This is a genomic window from Methylobacillus caricis, from assembly GCF_020532705.1.
In the GTDB taxonomy this organism is placed as follows: domain Bacteria; phylum Pseudomonadota; class Gammaproteobacteria; order Burkholderiales; family Methylophilaceae; genus Methylobacillus; species Methylobacillus caricis.
Genome location: NZ_JAJAVD010000004.1, coordinates 545,716 through 563,453, shown reverse-complemented (window position 1 = coordinate 563,453; position 17,738 = coordinate 545,716). Strand labels below are relative to the sequence as shown.

The following is a 17,738-nucleotide window of genomic DNA, read 5'->3' as shown; positions in this document are numbered from 1 at the left end:
CAGGACGTGCGTGCCTGGGTTAGTACTCGACCACAGGTTCTGGCTCAATCTCGTCAAAGCGGTAATGTTCAATGCCTTCCAGGATACCCGCAGCACAATGACCCTGGGCAAAATAAACCTGCTCAATGCCGCGTAACTTTTCCAGCTCCTCACTGTGGTTGCCCACCACCACGCCGAGGGTATCGCCCACCAGCATTTCATGATCATTGCCTGAGTCCCCTGCTACCAGGAAGTTCCGTAACGGTACTTTCCATTTGTATGCAAGATAGCGAATGGCATGACCCTTGGATGCACGGATGGGCAGGATGTCAAGAAACTCGCCATGGGAGTAGATCAACTGGGCAAAAAGTTGTTGGTCACGCAGCTGGCGGTTGATATCTTCCAGCGAGGGCATTTTTTCCTGGTCAACGATATAACTCAGTTTGAATTCCCGCTGGTTCTCTGAAGCCTGCAAGGTCAAGCCGGGGAACTTGTTCATGGCTATGGCAAGGTCATCACGTCGCCACTTGTGGCGAATATGGTTGGCCCAGCCAGTGTCCGGAATCAGGCGTGAGCCGTAATGGATTTCACTACCGACCGAGGTGATCAATACTTCCGGAATAGGCACCTGCCATTCCTTGAGGACGGCGACTGCGCTTTCCAAGGGGCGGCCTGTGGCAATGCCGAACGCCTGCTTGCCTTTGTGGGCCTTGAGCCAGGCTATCAATTGACGCAGGGAGCGCTTGTCCCCCAACAGGGTGTTGTCGATATCGCTGATCAAGGCGGAATTCACCAGCGGCATATAGGATTTTCCTGAGTCCAAAGTAATGACGAGCTGGCGGCGCCAGCGTTTGCGATCACGCCTCAATACATGGCGTACCTGTCTCATATAGGCATTCACATGCGCTTGCCAGTTGTAATGGCGCTTGATGCCGGTCAGTCCGTTCTTGGCCCAGGTACGCCAGCGTTTCTTGTCTGACAGGATTTCCCTGAGCGCCTGGGCAATGGCGCCGCTATCCAGTGTATTGGCGAGCAGGCCGCTGCGACAATTGTGTGCAATATCGCGTGGACCGCCATCATCCGGTGCAACAAAAGGCAGGCCGCTGGCGGCGGCCTCAATTAGGGTGAGACCAAATGGTTCGGTCAGAGCGGCGTTGACAAATACGCCACGCCTGCGTGCTGCCAGCCGGTAAAGCTCGGGGATATCGTCCTGTGTGACATGCTTGGGGATGGATACCTTGCCCCATAAGTCATAGCGGTCTATATCCAGTAATAAGTCCCGCATGACCTGCTGCTGCGATTCTTCCAGGGTACGTATGTCTTCTCGTGTACCTGCCACGATGAGCAGGTTGGCTTGTTGCTGTAGCTCAGGATCTTCGCCAAACGCGGTGACCAGGCCTTTCAGGTTCTTGCGCATCTCTGGACGGCATATCGTGAGGATGAGCGGCTTGTCAGGGTCAGAAAAAAACCGGTCTATATTTTGCTGCAGGCCGGAAGATATTTTCTTTCGTCCCGGCGGGGAAAAGCGGGATGTATTGGTGCCGGGAGGAATCACGCGGAAGCGCTGGTGGTCGAAGTGACGGTATGTGCTGTATTGCTCATCAATTTCCTGCTGTGTGCTGGTGATGATCATGGAGGCATGCTCCAGTACGGACTCTTCCACCGCAATGCGACGCTCGAAATTGAATTGCCGTTCTATGCTCTGGGGCTTCTTGCCGGATGCCAGCAAGCGCTCACGTTTGGGGTGCCCCAGCGAGTGGCCGGTATGTACCTGTGGAATGCCCAGCAGCAGTGACAGCTGTTGCCCGACATAGCCGGCATCTGCGTAATGCGTATGCAATAAGTCTGGCAGGCGCCCGCCTTGGCTACGCAGGAAGTGCAGGCACTGATCCACCATCTGGTCCAGGTGCGGCCATAAGGACTCCTTGCGCAAATAGCGCTTGGGGCCGCATGGCAGGCGGATGATACGGGCGTTGTCCTCAAGGTTTTCGCAGGGGCGGCTGTAATCCTCAGGCAGGCTGTCGTCGTCAATCAGGCGTGTGAGCAGGTCTACTTTTTCTACCAGTGCATGCTTGGAAAGCGCATGTGCCAATTCCACCACATAGGTAATCTGACCCCCTGTATCTGCATCACGGCCCAGTTCGAGGTTCTCAGAGCGGATCAGCCCATGCATGCTGATCATCAGGATGTAGATGGGGCGCTCATTATGTTTTTCTGGTGGCGTCATATCTGCCATTCCTTGAGAAATTGCAGATAAAAATCGGAAGACTTGGGCGCGGCACCGCGTACAGTACACAGGGCGGCAGCAAACTGGTTGGCCCGTTGCAGTGTGATGTCCTTTGGCCAGTCCTTGAGTATGCCGAGAATATAGGCAGCGGCAAAGCCATCACCTGCCCCTACCGTGTCAACGAGTGCATCCGGCAGTTCGGTGCCCTTGATCTCGGTAACCGTGCCATGTTGATCCATCAACCATGCGCCTCCTGCTCCTACAGTAACAAGTACTATGTCTAGGTTAAAACGCTTGATCATCGCGGAAGCATGTTCCAGCGCAGTCTTGCCAGGCAGGCGCAACATGGTGGCCAGCACGCCAAGTTCATCATCATTCATCTTGACGATGTCTGCGCGTAACAGGGAGCGCCGTACCGTATGCTTGTCATACCAAGGGTCGCGCAGATTGATGTCGAGGAAGCGTGGGCTGGTGCCGTAATTGAGGAAGTTATCCAATGCCAGCCTGGCTTCCATATTGCGTTGGGCTAGCGTGCCGAAGTAGACCAGGTCGGGCTTGGTCGACATGGTCACCATATGCGTGACGCCTGCATTGATGTAATCGTAGGCCTGGGTGGGCAATATCTCGAAACGATGGCCATCTTCCTCGACATGTACCTTGACCTGCCCTGTAGGGTGGATAGGGTCAGCCTGTACGCCGGCGGTATCCATGCCCAGGCGTGTCATTTCATCCAGCAGTTGTTGCCCCAACTCATCATGCCCGATGCGTGTGATCATGACCGGGTGCAAGCCAAAGGCATGCAGATGGCGGGCAACATTGAAGGGAGCACCGCCCAGTACGCTGCCATCAGGGAAGATATCGGCGAGTACTTCGCCGAAAATGGCCACAGCCTGGCCGTTTTCCTGTGAGAAATTACGCTTGTTAAGTGCCAATGTTGCTCCTTTTTTATTTACCGTGAACGGCAACTGCGCATAAATACGGAGTTGAGTGGCGTGTTAATTACTTGGTCAGCTGTATATTTGCCCAGTCGTTACCTCTTGCCTCCAATAATCGGGCCAGGGCTTTGCTCTTGCTGCGGTAATTGTCTGTGTTGGCATCCCAGCGTTGTTTGACCGACATATGAAGTGGCCCAGAAATCTCGCGGACATGTTCTTCGCGCGCCAAGTAAATGCCTTTCCGTTCGTTGTGTTGCTGGTCGTTTGCATCAGGTTTGATGGCATTCTTCAGGTGAGGTTCAAAAATCAGTCCACATTCTTCAGCTTCACTGATCATCCATTGAGCGGCGCAATAGCTTAATCCGGGCTGATCATAACCTCCGCCGACGTCGGAATGCACGCCCGCAAACCAGACCTGTTTCAAATCCAGTCCGGGTTTCTCGCTCCACAGCGTAGGTTCAAAGTCCTTGCGATTTTCGTCGATGGCGACTGCATGACGTGCATGTAGGATGATTTTGCTGGGTTCTGTGTCATGGAAGAGGAACTCACGTTCACCCAAGGTGCCCCAGAACGGAATGGGAATGCCAAGTGCGCCAACTGTATCCCAAACGCCAACGAAATTGATGTAGGTGATATCGTCCACCGCGTAATCCTGCCGGAATTTGACAGCATCGGGCTGGCTGGGTCCGCTGGTACGGGAGCGTTTGCGGTAAAGCTTGTAGGCATCGGGGATCCTGCCTGCAAATTCACGCTTCAAGAGGCCGCTGTTGCGGATAAAACCCGCCAGAGAGCGCACGGTATAGGCACCGCGGCTAAAGCCAAAGAAATATAACTCATCACCCGGGTCATAGTTATGGACAATAAATCGGTAGCAATCCATGATGTTCTTGTCTATGCCTGCGCCGGTAATTCCACCGCTGATCTTGTTGCCGTCAGACCCTATGCCCCAGTCGTAAAAGGCTACCTGGTCAATATTCTTGGCCGTGGGTTGTACAGCCTGCGCCATGCTCAATACATTGGTAGGTTTTCCCTGTTCCGGCGAGTTCCAGGTGCCATCAGCGAAAATCGCAATTCTTTTCATGGAGTACTCCTTTTTTCCAAATGGTCAGCGGCTGATAAAACGTCCTTCTAGATACAAAAAATCCTGTCCGCGCGGTCACGGACAGGATGGTTATAACGGTGCCGGCAACATATGGGCTGGCAATTTGATGCAGTAATTACAAGGTACGGCCGAATAGTTGTAGCGCAAGCTGGTAGCCAGTGGCAGCCAGTTGTGGATCGTAACGTTCTCCCTCGTCACGCATGAAGGCATGCTGGCCGTTGAACTCGTGCCAGGTAAAGCTGAGGCCAGCTTCCGTCAATTGTTGGTAAACCTGTATGCGGCCTGCTGTCGGGATATGGTTGTCCTGCTTGCCCCAGATCATGAGTAGTTCGCCCTTGATGTCTGACAAGCGTTCCATGCTGTGCTGGCCTGGCTGGTTGGGGATGACCTGGGTATGCAGGTCAGTGGCATAGAAACAAGCTGTGGCCTTGATTTCTGGCTGCAATGCTGCGCGGAATGCCAAGTGGCCGCCGATACAGAAGCCCATGGCACCGATTTCGCCTGCGCTCCATGGCTGTTGCTTGATGTATTCGATCAAGGCACGGTTGTCGGTGTCATAGCCTTGCACGTCCTTGGCGGACTTGTCGGCATTGCCCTTGTCACGGCCTGCATCATCATAGGCCAGTACGGTGCCTATCGGGTTGAGTTCATGAAAGACCTCGGGGACCAGGACGGCGTAACCATGGCCCGCCATGATCTTGGCTGCACGTTCAATCGGGCCGGTTTGCTGGAAAATTTCCGAGTAGAACAGGATGGCCGGGAAGCGGCCTTCACCGGCAGGACGGTGAACATAGGTCCGCATGACACCGGTTGGGGTTTCCAGGTCGGCGATATGGCTTTGAATCAGCATTGCGTGGCTCCTCCCACAGTAGGTCTATTGATAATGCTTATATTCTATCGCGGCACAGCATGAAATGCAGGATTAATCATGCTTAGGAAACTTGGAAATGGCAGGTTGCCTGACAGCGGGCAACCCGTTGTCAGCCTTATTTGCTGGAAGACAGGCAGCTTTGCATGAATGTCTTGCGTTCGTTGCCTTCCAGTTTTTTGCTGGAAGCCTCGGTGTTGCAAGTCTTCATCTTGAGTTGCTGCGTGTTGCTGCTGGCTTGCGGATTTGCAGACAGGCAGTTCTTCATGAAAGCTTTGCGCTCATCACCTTTCAGGCTTTTCTCCCCTGCTTCTGCATTGCAAGCCTTCATTTTTTGTTGCTGGGTGTTTTCCGTCGTGTCAGGTGTGGCGGAAAGACAGGTTTTCATAAACGCTTTGCGAGTATCGCCCCCCAGGTCCTTGGCAGAGGCTTCCGCGTTACAGGCTTTCATTTTCTCTTGCTGGGTGCCGGCGTATGCCACGTTGATGGCCAGGGAGGAAAGCAGGATGGCCGCGATCAGTGTTTTCATGGTGTAACTCCTCAGCGTGTTGTTGTCGAATGAACTACCACGATATCTTATGCCAATTGCATGTAAAGAGGAGGAAGCAGATTGTGATCTATTGTCAACATACGAGGCATTGGCTTGCTTTAGTGATCAGCCAGATATAGCACAATAATATGCTGGACATATAAAATCATTAGAGCAATGCTATTGGCAATGCGTAAAGCGAATTGATTGACTATTTGTATCATGCGATGTCCTTTGTGCCTGTCTTATTCATTCAGGCCTTCTTGTCCAGAAAGCGTGTCAGGGCGTGTCCCAGGGAGTAATCCGCCCCCGGATTGGTCACTTCCAGATACGGCATCAATGTCGGTACGATATCCATATGGAGTGCTGAGTTCCTTATGTACCCTTTCTCTTCATCCCTAGCAGCTACAAGACCAGCAGTGCGGATTTCTGTTCGTTGACGGAGGTGGAATTCCCCAGTAGCCATGTCCCAGGAACTCTTTGCCATAATCACCGACCATGATGACAATGGTGTGATCCAGCAGGTTTTCCACGTAGGCACGGGAACTGGTAGTTGCCTGGCAGGGTTGTAAACATGGAGAACGCATCCATTCGAGTGTCAATTCAACGCTGTAGTGGTTGATGAAACGTTGTGCCTAGTTCGGCAAATTTCCAAGTTTCAGGCATGATCTCCGGGTTAAGCATGCCTGCGCGCAGTGATTCCGCGAAGAGCCAGATAATGTTGTGAGGTTTCGGGGGCGGTGATATTGCCGGCTTCAAGAGGTAATTCGGATGCCCGTCTTAAGTTCAGCTTGGCTTTCGGTTTGACATTCGTGCCCTGGCTTGAAAAAATTTCTGGCAATGTTTGCAGGGAGAGCTGTGCAGAGAAAGCCATGCAAGTTTTGTATGGTCCTACAGAAAGGTTTCAGGTGGATATCATGAAGAACAGTTTGTTGGCTGCGGTGCAGGCAGCATTAAGTGGTGATTGGGATGCGGCGCATCATATCGCCCAGGATTCCAGTGCACCGGAAGCCCATTGGTTGCACGCGGTATTGCACAAGATTGAAGGGGATGAATGGAACAGTCGCTACTGGTACCAGCGTAGCCAGCGTCGATATGAGGATTTTGATGACACCAGTGCCGAGCTGCAGGCAATTGCCAGGCAACTTGAAGCGCAGCATGAGTGACCTGAAGGACCAGGCGGGCCACGATGGCAGCCCGCCTGTTGTTGCCTAGACTTCCAGTTGCGGGCGCTTGGCTTCGGGCCAGTCAACGTGGAAGAATTGGCCACGTGGCTGGTCTATACGTTCATAAGTATGAGCGCCAAAGTAATCGCGCTGGGCCTGCAGCAAGTTGGCAGGCAGGGTGGCGCTACGGTAGCCATCGTAGTATGACAAGGCCGCGCAGAAAGCCTGGGCGGGAATACCATTGCGTACTGCCAGTGACACGACTTCACGCCAGCTGGATTGGCCTTCTTCCAGTGCCTGGGTGAAGTAAGGATCCAGCATCAGGTTTTTCAAGCGTGAATCCAGCGCATAAGCATCTGTGATCTTCTGCAGGAAGCGTGCGCGGATGATACAACCCCCACGCCAGATCTGGGCGATCTCGCCAAAATTGAGTTTCCAGTTGTAAGCGACCTGCGCCTTGTCTATCAACTGGAAGCCTTGTGCGTAAGCACAAATCTTGGAGCAATAGAGGGCATTGCGGATTGATTCGATCAGCTTTTTACGGTCAGATTCCTGCTTGATTTCGGGACCCTTGAGAATGGTGCTGGCGGCTACGCGTTCATCCTTGACGGTGGAAAGCGCGCGCGCAAACACGGCCGCTGCAATGGCATTGGCTGGAGAGCCAAGTTCAAGCGCATTTGCTGCAGTCCATTGCCCCGTCCCTTTTTGGCCAGCGGCATCCATGATCTTGTCGACCAGGAAGCCTTCACCCGCGGGATCCTTTTGTTGCAGAATATCGCCAGTGATCTCGATCAGGAAGCTGGAAAGTTCACCCTTGTTCCACTCCTCGAATACCTTGCCGATTTCATCGGCACGCATACCAAGCAAGTTCTTCATGAGCCAGTAGGCTTCGCAGATTAGCTGCATGTCGATGTATTCAATACCGTTGTGTACCATCTTCACATAATGGCCTGCGCCGTCGGGGCCTATGTATTCTGCACATGAGAAGCCGCCCTCTACGGGCTTTCCGGGGGTGGCGCCTTCAATTGGGTTGCCGGTGCGCGGGTCAACCTTGGCCGCAATGTCACGCCAGATGGGTTCCAGTGACGACCATGCCTTGCGTGTTCCGCTGGGCATCAGCGATGGACCGAAGCGGGCACCGGTTTCACCACCGGAAACACCTGATCCGATGAATTCCAGGCCCTTGGCGCGCAATTCTTTCTCGCGGCGTATGGTATCTGTCCAAAGGGCGTTGCCACCATCAATGATGATGTCCCCTTCTTCAAGGAAGGGCACGAGGGCGTTGATGGTCACGTCAGTGGCGCTGCCTGCCTTGACCAGCAGCACGATCTTGCGTGGCCGTTTGATGCTGAGAACGAAAGTGGCAAGATCCTCGAAACCAACCAGGCGTTCAGCGGATGGCTCGTTTTCCTTGCAATGTGTGATGAAGTCGCGGGTTTTTTCCGGATTGCGGTTGTATACCGAGATCGTGTAGCCATGATCTGCGATGTTCAATGCCAAGTTTTGCCCCATTACTGCTAAACCAATGAGGCCAATATCTGCCGTATTTGTACTCATAATGATTGCTTCTTATTTAAGTAGGGTGGAAAGGAACGAAAGCCGGCTTAATGCAACGATATATACAAATCGGTACAGCGACTTCCAAGGCAAACTATAGACCTTTATGGCAAAAGTCACAAAGCGTGAGTTCCGGGAATTTTGGAAAAAATGGAAATTTATGACGGTTTTGCTGCCTGGGTGGCGGCAATCTGGGAAAGGGTGTTCAGGCGGCGGTTTAGGCTGTGGCCCGCAATCAGTAGCAAACTGCCCGGTATTGTTACCGCGACTTCTGCTGCTTCACCTATTGGCAGGAAGGCGGCAAAGCCTACAAGAGTCAGGCCTCCGGCAAGCAGCATGCTGGGCTTGAGGTCATGGTGGTGACGCCATCCAGACCAAGCACCAAATATCGCTGCCGGCAGCAATGCAATGAACAGCCATACATGGACACGCTCATCCATCAATATGGCTAAGGGCAGGGTCAAGGCTAACCAAGGCAACGCGATGCAGTGGATCAGGCAGAGAAAAGACAGGATGTTCCCAAGCTTGTCCCAGTTGATCAATTTTTGCTTTAAAGAATGAATGATGAATACACGGGTCAGATCAAGGATGTAAATTCTAGTGCATTTTGCTTCAATCAAGCAACATTGTTGCAAAAATATCAAGTGATTAATTGTGATTTAACACTCGCTTTGATGGCTTACGAAAAATTACTCATCTTTACAGAAACCGCTAAAACTTCGCATTTGCTACACCAGTCTTAATCTATGCCCACTTGATGGGTTTGTTAAAGGCGAGGTTGAAAATGCATACAATCAAAAAGATCATGTTACTAGGGTTGCTTGTTGGCCTGGTCATCAGCGGTTCAGCCAATGCTGATCCCTGGCGCGGCGGTCATCGTCATGGTGGCGCCAATATAGGCTTCTATTTTGGGCCAGGTTTCGGCGCCAATTACTACGGTCCAGGCTGGGGGCCTTACTATCCAAGGCCATATTACGCAGTTCCCACTTATCCCTATTACCCACCCGTCATCGTGGCGCCTGCTCCTGCTGCCCCACCGGTTTACATAGAACAGGCACCGCAAGAGGCTGTTCCGGCACCCCAGGCTTCCAGCCAGGAAGGCAGTTTCTGGTATCACTGCAACCAGCCGGAAGGCTACTATCCTTACGTCAAGGAATGTCCACAAGGCTGGCAGAAGGTGGCTCCCCAGCCACCCTCACAGTAAGCGGGGCGCATCATGAAAATTGCAGCTTTATTGATCCCGTTGGCTTTGCTGGCGGGATGCGCCACGGTTCCGCCTGATGGCCCCAGCCGTATGGCATTGCCGGGAACTGGCAAGAATTTCGACCAATTTCGTTATGACGATAGCTTATGCCGCCAGTTTGGCCTGGAACAGAGTGGCTCAGTCAAGGCCGCAGCCAAGGAAAGTGCAGTGACCAGTGCTGCTGTTGGTACGGTAGTAGGCGGTTTGCTGGGAGCTGCGGTTGGCGGTCATCAAGGTGCAGCGGTTGGGGCAGGCTCGGGCCTGCTGGTAGGAACGGTAGCAGGTGCCGAGGCTTCTTCAGATTCTTATTACACGGCCCAGCAGCGTTATGACAACGCTTATACCCAATGTATGTATGCCCAAGGCCACAAGGTGGCAGTCTCTGGCAGGCTTGCGCAGGGTCGCCAGCAGGTTCAGCCCGTCAGCCGCAGTCCTGCCGTTGCTCCTCCGCCTCCACCACCGCCAGGTTACACAGGGCAACCCCTGTCAGCCACGGTACCGCCGGATTACCGGGAATAAGCTGACTAGGGCTGGAGAGAATCCAGTAGTGGATGGCAATACAACAGTGAATAACTGCATTACCAGGAGGAAGTCATGAATAAGTCACTCAAGCGTACCCTGCCCGCTTTATTGCTGGGGCTGATGATGGGGGTAATGAGCGTCGGCAGCGCATATGCCGACCGCGATGGTCGCGGAGACCGACGCGACCGGTATGAACAGCGTGGAGGCAAAGGGAATGGACACGATGGTCGCTGGGAAAGCCGTGGGCCAAGCCGGTATGACGGCCAACGCGGGAACAATAGGCAGGCAATAGTACGACCTGTAATTGTCCAGCAGGATGTGCACTATCATTTCCGTGATAATGACAGGTATCGCCTGCGTGTCCAGTATGAGCGCAGCCTGCGGATGGTGAACCGTGACCACCGGCCTTATTTCCAGCCTGGCTATGCAGTGCTCCCTGCCTATAGGCCTTATATTACCCCGGTGCCGGTGCAGATCCTGCACAGGTTGCCACCCCCGCCGCCGGGATATGTGATTGGCTACTATCAAGGTTATAACGTGGTGTATGACCCGATCAGTTTTATAGTGCTGACGACGATAGACTTGCTGCGTTAAGGCTGATTGATCAACCCATCTTGGGCCTGGTTGTTTTGGCAGCCAGATAGCAGAAAGCTTTGGCATGTGCCGCATTCAGAGCGCCCTTGAAGCGTTGTCCTGTTACCAGTTGACGGGCGGCGTGCCCAGTGTGGCGAGGGCGATGTTGGTTTTGCTGAAAGGGCGGCTGCCAAAAAAGCCGCGGTGCGCAGATAATGGGGATGGATGCACCGAGCTGATCACGATATGTTGCGGCCCGATTAATTCTTGAAATTTCTGTGCATGCCCTCCCCACAGGATAAATACCAGCGGCTTTTCCCGTTTGCCCAGGTAGACCATCAATGCATGTGTAAATGCCTGCCAATGTTTGCCATGCGCACCGGCTATGCCACCGCGCGTGGTTAATGCCGCGTTTAGCAGCAATACTCCCTGTTCTGCCCATGGCGTCAGGTTGCCGCCACTGATCACGGAAGTTACCCCCAGGTCGCTGTGCAGCTCCTTTAGCATGTTGCGTAAAGAAGGAGGCGGCCTTACACCATCGGGAACCGAGAATGACAGCCCATGCGCCTGCTGTATGCCATGATCTTCACCATGGTAGGGATCCTGGCCAAGCAGCACCACACGGACCTGTTCTGGCGCAACCCTGCGTAATGCCTCAAACCACAACCCTCTCCTTGGTCGTACATCTTCTTCATTAGCCAGTGTTGCGGCAATGGCCGTGTAATGCGCCAGGAGTTCAGGGATGGCGGCCATCCAGGCCGGTGGCAGGGATTCTTCTCTTGTGTGATTCATGGTGCTGGTGCCAGTGGCTGTAATAAATGCCTTTTAAACTACTGGATTCAGTAGTGCTCGGCAACTACAAAAGGCGTAATATCATCTCTATGAGTGTGCCGGCTTCATGCAGGACACAGCCTGAAGTACCGTGCATGCCGTGGGATCAAGACAGACTCAAGATCTGTGATCAATCGCATTCGACTATGGAGAAACGAATATGAAAACCCTGCTTGCAGTCATCCCGGTATCACTCCTGTTGGCTATGCCAGCCCAGGCCGATTCCCAGTCAAATGAGAACGAGTTCGAGCTCATGAAAGTCTGTCATGTGAATGCGACCGCCATGAATCTGCATGGAGGTGTTCGCGAGCATTACCTCAATAACTGCATACTGTCACGTGCCTCCGAGGATAATCAGCCACATATGCGCAAGCAGTGTCAGGTCAATGCCACTGCCATGAACCTGGCAGGTGATGTGCGCAGGAACTACTTGCTGTCTTGTCTCGCCAGCAATTGAAGGTAATTGGCTAGGCAATGTAGTCCTGCAAGCGCTCGGCCAGCCAGGCAATGAATACCTTGATACGTTCAGGCTGGTTGCGACGGTTGGGATAAAGCAACGATACAGGCATGGGTGCAGACCTGTGGTCAGGCATTATCTCTATCATTGCGCCGGAAGCAATGATAACGCTTCGCCCCTGCCAACGGCACCTGGATGATGCCTAGTCCTGCCAAGCAGGCTTGGCTATAGGCATCCGAGTTGTTGACAGTGATTAAAGACGGCATTTTGATGCTGCGGACGTCTTTACCGTCCAGCCATTCCCACGCAGCATTGCCTGATCCCAGTGTCTGGGCGTAATTGACCAGATAGTGCTTTTGCAGGTCATGGATGCTGCCGGGCATGCCATAGCGCGCAATATATGCCGGGCTGGCGCAGTTGATCATACTTAGGCGGCCCATGTTTCTTGCAATCAATCCCGACTCGGTGAGGTTGCCTACGCGAATCACGCAATCAAAGCCTTCAGCAATCAGGTCAACCTTGCGATCAGTGCTGCTGAGTTCTATACGAATGCCTGGATGTTGCATGATGAATTCAGGCAGGTGTGGTACCACGAAGTCGCGTGACAACGCGAGCGGCAGGTCGACACGGATGCGGCCATGGATATTGTGTCCCCCAGCCTGGAACATGGATTCCAGTTCATCCATGTCAGCTAGCACATCCTTGCAACGCTCATAGAACACCTCGCCATCCTGGGTCAGCACTACTTTGCGCGTGGTGCGATGCAACAGGCGTGATCCCAGATGGGACTCCAGGTTTTGTACGGCTGATGAAATGCTGCCCTTGGGCAACCCCAGGCTCTCTGCGGCTTTGGTAAAGCTTGCAAGTTCCGCCACACGGATGAATATCTCCATGGCATTCAGCCTGTCCATTGGTTTCTCGCTTATGGATATTTGTTCATATTACATGAACAGTGAAATCAATTTTTTGCAGTTTATCACTTTTTATAATGGCAATAGACTATGTTCCAGCAACTCAGGAATGATGTGAAACCCTAATATTGACCGAGAAGGAGCAAACATGAGCAAGATTGCAATCATTACAGGAGGTAACCGCGGTTTGGGCAAGAACATGGCGCAGCATCTTGCAGCCAAAGGCGTTGATGTCATCATCACGTACCGGGCAGGGCATGAGCAGGCGCTGGAAGTAGTGGATGGCATAGAGAAACAGGGCAGAAAAGCAGCAGCCCTGCAATTGGATGTTGGAGTGAGTGCAAGCTTCAGTGCTTTCGCAGCCCAAGTTTCTGACGTGCTGCAGCAGAAGTGGGCACGCAACGATTTTGATTTTCTGGTCAACAATGCCGGCATGGGGCTGCACGCCACTATCGCCGAGACTACGGAAGATCAGTTTGATGAACTGGTGAATGTGCACTTCAAGGGAGTGTTTTTCCTCACACAAAAACTGTTGCCCTTGATCAAGGATGGTGGGCGTATCCTCAATGTTTCCACCGGACTTACCCGCTTTGCCTTGCCTGGCTTTGCAGCATATGCTGCCATGAAAGGCAGCATTGAAGTATTGACCAAGTACCTGGCAAAAGAATTGGGCCCGCGTGGGATTGCCGTGAATGTACTGGCACCTGGCGCCATTGAAACCGATTTTGGCGGCGGTGTTGTGCGGGACAATGCAGATCTGAATAATTTCGTGGCCAGCCAGACTGCGCTGGGACGCGCCGGCCTGCCCAATGACATAGGAGGAGTCGTTGCATCCCTGCTTTCTGATGATAATCGCTGGCTCAATGCCCAGCGGATAGAGGCTTCTGGGGGTATGTTCATCTGAGGCGGCCGCCTGGATGGTTAATCCAGGATAGTGGTGTTAGGGCTGGATTATCTGGAACGATGGGCAGTATTCAGGGTAATGGTTTATAAGCAAGCAGCCCCGCGAGTTGCTCGAATAGTTTCTTGCGCGGGTGGTTCCTGCGCCAGACCATGGCAATGGTGCGGCTAGGCTGTTGCTTGATATCGATATAGCGGATATCGCTATCGTCCGGTTGAATCGCCACGGAAGGCATCAGCGTAATGCCTACGCCATTTTTGACCATGAAGCGCAGCGTTTCCAGGCTGGAGGCACGGAAATCGTCCTCGACAAACCGCGATGGATTGCACAACTTTAGCGCCTGGTCGCGCAGGCAGTGTCCTTCATCGAGCAGCAGCAGGTTTTCCCGGTCTACCGAGTTGAGGTCGACCACTTGCAGGTCTGCAAGCGGGTGGTCAGGGCAAACTGCGAGTGTGAATGGATCGTCAAATAGTATCCTGGACTCAAGCTCGGGATGATCTACCGGCAGGGCTAGCAAGGCCGCATCCAGCTTCATGCCCAGCAGAAGATCCATTAATGCGCTGGTTTTCTCTTCAATCAGCAGCATTTTCATGTCGGGAAAATGCTGTTTGATGCGAAATACATATTCTGGCAATACGTAGCTGGCCACCGAGGGGAACGCACCAAGTGATAGCTTGGTGCCTTGCGGGTTCTGCGCCTGCGCCGCAATCTGCCGGATATGCTCAACATTGTTCATCACCGTGCGCGCGACCTGTACGATCTGTTCTCCCAGCTCGGTGGTGCTGACCTGGTTTTTCTCGCGCACAAAAATAGGGACGTTGAGGTAATCCTCCAGTTTCTTGACCTGGGTGCTCAGTGTCGATTGGCAAATAGCGCATTGGTTTGCCGCCTGGCTGAAATTCCTGCAGTCAGCAACTGCTACCAGATAGTTCAAGTCTCTCAAGTTCATTTTCTTAACCTTTGCCGGTTGTGCATTGTCAATACCGCCCAGGCCTATGCCTGCAGCGGCTTTGTGTCTTTTTCATCAAACGCACTTCCATGCTCCATCCACACCATAGTTTTCGCTGGACTATTTCATTGATAGCCGCTTTTTGCTGCCCATTCTAGCGATATCACCATTTCCTGATTATTGATTTTGCCGATAGGGGTATTGAAGGAATGAATTTCACCCGCTGCCCAAAAAAAACTTTAATGGCTTCACTCCTTTACTAGGTATCTGAATTCTAGATACGGAGTGGAGGAAAGCAGATCAGTGAAATCATTAATTTATAAAGGAGATAGTCATGAAAAAACAAATCATAGGGGCGGCCATCTTGATGGCATCTGCAGTTTCCTCCGCCCAGGCAGAGTCCATTTTGCCTTTTGCCAGCAGTTTGCTCGGCACCTGGAAGCCATTGCCCGAGGCCGTCAGTAATCAACGTCCAGATGTTGACCAGTCTTTGAGCCTATTTGCCAACAGCCTGCTAGGGAGGAGTGAGCGACAGCCAACCGCTGTCAGCAATGACAAGCCGGATGTCGATAAATCGCTCGCATTGTTTGCCTCCAGCATCCTGCACTAGCTGAGCGTTGGCGTCATACCGTCATGTGGCATGGCGCCAGAACATAACAAAACAGAGGAGAAAGTAACATGAAAGAAAATACGATTTTCTACAGCAAGGTATTGGTATTTTCATTGGCGGCATTGGTGCTGGCAAGCCAGGTTCAGGCGCAAGAAGGCAAGGCACCAGTCGCATCCAGGACGGCCTCAGGGCAGGACGCACCGCAATCAAGCCAGTTCTGGTGGCCTGACCAACTGGATCTCCGGCCATTGCGCCAGCACGCTGCCGAGTCCAGCCCCATGGATAAGGCGTTCAATTATGCCGAAGAGTTCAAAACCCTGGATATCAATGCCGTGAAGAAAGACATTGAAGCCGTGATGAAAACATCCCAGCCCTGGTGGCCAGCGGACTATGGCCATTACGGGCCGTTTTTTATTCGCATGGCCTGGCACAGTGCAGGCACCTACCGTATCGGTGATGGGCGTGGGGGTGCAGGCGGCGGCCAGCAACGGTTTGAGCCATTGAACAGTTGGCCGGACAATGTCAGCCTGGACAAGGCCAGGCGACTGTTGTGGCCAGTCAAGCAAAAATACGGCAGCAAGATTTCTTGGGCCGACCTCATGGTGCTTACCGGAAATGTCGCGCTGGAGTCCATGGGCTTCAAGACCTTTGGCTATGCGGGTGGACGTGAGGATGACTGGGAGCCAGACATGGTTTTCTGGGGCCCTGAGAAGAAGTTTCTTGCCGATGAGCGCTACAGTGGCAACAGAAAGTTGGCCAACCCACTGGCGGCGGTGCAGATGGGCCTGATTTACGTTAACCCTGAAGGCCCGAATGGCAACCCGGATCCACTGGCTGCCGCCAAGGATATTCGCGAAACCTTTGGCCGTATGGCAATGAATGATGAAGAGACCGTTGCCCTGATTGCGGGTGGCCATACCTTCGGCAAGGCGCATGGTGCCGCTGATCCGGAAAAGTGCCTGGGCGCGGAGCCTGCAGCAGCTGGGATTGAAGAGCAGGGCTTTGGCTGGAAGAACAAATGCGGCAAGGGAAATGCCGAAGACACGATCACGAGCGGACTGGAAGGTGCCTGGTCAACCAACCCCACGCGCTGGACACACGAATACCTCACCTGGCTTTATACCTTTGAATGGGAAAAAACCAAGAGTCCGGCAGGCGCCATTCAATGGGTTCCCAAGGGCGGCCAGGGCGCAAGCCTGGTGCCAGATGCTCACGACCCTGAAAAGCGTCATGCCCCGATCATGTTCACGACTGATCTTGCTTTGAAAATGGATCCTGAGTATCACAAGATATCAAAACGATTCCTTGAGAATCCGAAAGAGTACGAACTTGCCTTTGCCAAAGCCTGGTTCAAGCTGACACATCGCGACTTGGGACCGCGAGCGCGCTATCTTGGTACTGAAGCCCCTGCCGAAGCATTGCTCTGGCAAGACCCTATCCCTCCATTGGATCATCCGTTGATTGATGATAACGATATTGCCAGCCTGAAAAAGACTCTCCTGTCATCGGGGCTGACCGGGCCGGAACTGATCAGGACCGCCTGGGCATCAGCGGCTACCTTTAGGGGGACCGATATGCGCGGTGGTGCGAACGGGGCGCGTATCCGCCTGGCTCCGCAAAAGGACTGGGCTGCCAATAATCCGGCTGAACTGGCAAAGGTATTGCAGCGCCTGGACAAAGTCCAGCAGGACTTCAATCGTGCACAAACGGGCGGAAAAAATGTATCGCTTGCCGACCTGATCGTGCTTGGTGGCTCCGCAGCGCTCGAGCAGGCTGCGAAGCAGGCTGGCCATGATGTGCAGGTGCCTTTCAAGCCAGGCCGTATGGATGCATCGCCAGCGCAGACCGATGTAAGATCGTTCGCAGCGCTGGAGCCTCCCGCGGATGGTTTCCGGAATTATTTCGGCAAGGATAGCCGTCGCTCGCCGGCAGAAATGCTGATTGAACGTGCAAACCTGCTGACCTTGACGGTGCCTGAAATGACGGTGCTGGTGGGTGGCATGCGTGCCTTGAACGCCAATGCCGGGCAATTGCAATATGGTGTGCTGACAGACCGTCCCGGCACATTGAGCAACGACTTCTTCGTGAATCTGCTGAGCATGTCGACCAAATGGTCAAAGTCATCCGTAGATGGTGTTTACGAAGGACATGACCGTGCCACTGACAAGCTCAAGTGGAAGGCAACGCCTGTTGACCTGGTCTTTGGCTCCAACTCCGAATTGCGTGCTGTTGCCGAAGTCTACGCGGCAGATGATGCACGTGAGAAGTTCGTGCGGGACTTTGTGAGCGCCTGGTCCAAGGTGATGGAGCTGGATCGCTTTGACACGCACTGATTGCTATAGCGCTGGGTGCCCGTAGTTTATAGCTCTGGGCGCCCA

At 53.3% G+C, this 17,738-nt stretch carries 20 protein-coding genes; 8 read left to right on the top strand and 12 right to left on the bottom strand.

The window, feature by feature from the left end:
• Positions 1–19 precede the first annotated feature (19 nt).
• From LG200_RS13015 to LG200_RS12990, 6 genes are all read right to left on the bottom strand, one after another.
• A complete protein-coding gene (locus tag LG200_RS13015) occupies positions 20–2,206 on the bottom strand; it encodes an HAD-IIB family hydrolase (protein WP_226758056.1) in 2,187 nt (728 codons plus the stop codon).
• On the bottom strand, positions 2,203–3,138 hold the full coding sequence (locus tag LG200_RS13010; protein WP_226758055.1) for a carbohydrate kinase family protein: 936 nt from the start codon (positions 3,136–3,138) through the stop codon (positions 2,203–2,205). Before LG200_RS13010 ends, LG200_RS13015 begins: the two co-directional genes overlap by 4 nt.
• A 67-nt stretch (positions 3,139–3,205) precedes the next feature.
• The gene (locus LG200_RS13005; protein ID WP_226758054.1) at positions 3,206–4,222 is read right to left on the bottom strand and encodes a DUF2235 domain-containing protein; all 1,017 of its coding nucleotides are present in this window, start codon (positions 4,220–4,222) and stop codon (positions 3,206–3,208) included.
• 136 nt (positions 4,223–4,358) lie between these two features.
• Positions 4,359–5,093, bottom strand: coding sequence for a dienelactone hydrolase family protein (locus LG200_RS13000; RefSeq protein WP_226758053.1), 735 nt, complete (start codon positions 5,091–5,093; stop codon positions 4,359–4,361).
• A 136-nt stretch (positions 5,094–5,229) separates the two neighbouring features.
• Complete coding sequence (locus tag LG200_RS12995) at positions 5,230–5,640, bottom strand: PsiF family protein (protein WP_226758052.1); 411 nt, start codon at positions 5,638–5,640, stop codon at positions 5,230–5,232.
• Positions 5,641–6,316: 676 nt separating this feature from the next.
• On the bottom strand, positions 6,317–6,514 hold the full coding sequence (locus LG200_RS12990) for a hypothetical protein (protein WP_226758051.1): 198 nt from the start codon (positions 6,512–6,514) through the stop codon (positions 6,317–6,319).
• Between the two features lie 43 nt (positions 6,515–6,557).
• Between LG200_RS12990 and LG200_RS12985 the strand changes: the two genes are divergently transcribed.
• Positions 6,558–6,806: a hypothetical protein gene (locus LG200_RS12985; protein WP_226758050.1), complete on the top strand. Its 249-nt coding sequence runs from the start codon at positions 6,558–6,560 to the stop codon at positions 6,804–6,806.
• Between the two features lie 45 nt (positions 6,807–6,851).
• Here LG200_RS12985 and gndA read toward each other — a convergent pair whose 3' ends face one another.
• Together gndA and LG200_RS12975 are read right to left on the bottom strand one after the other, a co-directional pair.
• On the bottom strand, positions 6,852–8,363 hold the full coding sequence (gene gndA / locus LG200_RS12980) for an NADP-dependent phosphogluconate dehydrogenase (protein ID WP_226758049.1): 1,512 nt from the start codon (positions 8,361–8,363) through the stop codon (positions 6,852–6,854).
• A 158-nt stretch (positions 8,364–8,521) separates the two neighbouring features.
• Positions 8,522–8,905 (bottom strand): MerC domain-containing protein, encoded by a 384-nt coding sequence (locus LG200_RS12975; protein ID WP_226758259.1) that lies wholly within the window; start codon positions 8,903–8,905, stop codon positions 8,522–8,524.
• A gap of 242 nt (positions 8,906–9,147) precedes the next feature.
• On the opposite strand from LG200_RS12975, the gene LG200_RS12970 reads away from it, so the two are divergent.
• From LG200_RS12970 to LG200_RS12960, 3 genes are all read left to right on the top strand, one after another.
• The gene (locus LG200_RS12970; protein WP_226758048.1) at positions 9,148–9,567 is read left to right on the top strand and encodes a hypothetical protein; all 420 of its coding nucleotides are present in this window, start codon (positions 9,148–9,150) and stop codon (positions 9,565–9,567) included.
• Between the two features lie 12 nt (positions 9,568–9,579).
• Positions 9,580–10,125 (top strand): YMGG-like glycine zipper-containing protein, encoded by a 546-nt coding sequence (locus LG200_RS12965; RefSeq protein WP_226758047.1) that lies wholly within the window; start codon positions 9,580–9,582, stop codon positions 10,123–10,125.
• Between the two features lie 75 nt (positions 10,126–10,200).
• Complete coding sequence (locus LG200_RS12960) at positions 10,201–10,722, top strand: hypothetical protein (RefSeq protein ID WP_226758046.1); 522 nt, start codon at positions 10,201–10,203, stop codon at positions 10,720–10,722.
• Between the two features lie 102 nt (positions 10,723–10,824).
• Here the strand turns inward: LG200_RS12960 and LG200_RS12955 are convergent, their stop codons facing one another.
• The gene (locus tag LG200_RS12955; protein WP_226758045.1) at positions 10,825–11,493 is read right to left on the bottom strand and encodes a uracil-DNA glycosylase; all 669 of its coding nucleotides are present in this window, start codon (positions 11,491–11,493) and stop codon (positions 10,825–10,827) included.
• A 199-nt stretch (positions 11,494–11,692) separates the two neighbouring features.
• Between LG200_RS12955 and LG200_RS12950 the strand changes: the two genes are divergently transcribed.
• Complete coding sequence (locus LG200_RS12950; protein WP_226758044.1) at positions 11,693–11,989, top strand: hypothetical protein; 297 nt, start codon at positions 11,693–11,695, stop codon at positions 11,987–11,989.
• A 10-nt stretch (positions 11,990–11,999) separates the two neighbouring features.
• On the opposite strand, the gene LG200_RS14165 is transcribed toward LG200_RS12950, so the two are convergent.
• Entirely contained in the window at positions 12,000–12,125 is a 126-nt protein-coding gene (locus tag LG200_RS14165; RefSeq protein ID WP_319004572.1) for a hypothetical protein, read from the bottom strand.
• Positions 12,118–12,882, bottom strand: a complete 765-nt coding sequence (locus tag LG200_RS12945; protein WP_319004571.1) for a LysR substrate-binding domain-containing protein — start codon at positions 12,880–12,882, stop codon at positions 12,118–12,120. Before LG200_RS12945 ends, LG200_RS14165 begins: the two co-directional genes overlap by 8 nt.
• Positions 12,883–13,048: 166 nt before the next feature.
• Here LG200_RS12945 and LG200_RS12940 point away from each other — a divergent pair, with 166 nt between their 5' ends.
• A complete protein-coding gene (locus tag LG200_RS12940) occupies positions 13,049–13,804 on the top strand; it encodes an SDR family NAD(P)-dependent oxidoreductase (protein ID WP_226758043.1) in 756 nt (251 codons plus the stop codon).
• 70 nt (positions 13,805–13,874) lie between these two features.
• Here the strand turns inward: LG200_RS12940 and LG200_RS12935 are convergent, their stop codons facing one another.
• Complete coding sequence (locus LG200_RS12935) at positions 13,875–14,750, bottom strand: hydrogen peroxide-inducible genes activator (protein ID WP_226758042.1); 876 nt, start codon at positions 14,748–14,750, stop codon at positions 13,875–13,877.
• A gap of 334 nt (positions 14,751–15,084) precedes the next feature.
• Between LG200_RS12935 and LG200_RS12930 the strand changes: the two genes are divergently transcribed.
• Both LG200_RS12930 and katG read left to right on the top strand, forming a co-directional pair.
• Entirely contained in the window at positions 15,085–15,360 is a 276-nt protein-coding gene (locus LG200_RS12930) for a hypothetical protein (RefSeq protein ID WP_226758041.1), read from the top strand.
• A 68-nt stretch (positions 15,361–15,428) separates the two neighbouring features.
• A complete protein-coding gene (gene katG, locus LG200_RS12925; RefSeq protein WP_226758040.1) occupies positions 15,429–17,693 on the top strand; it encodes a catalase/peroxidase HPI in 2,265 nt (754 codons plus the stop codon).
• Positions 17,694–17,738: the final 45 nt, after the last annotated feature.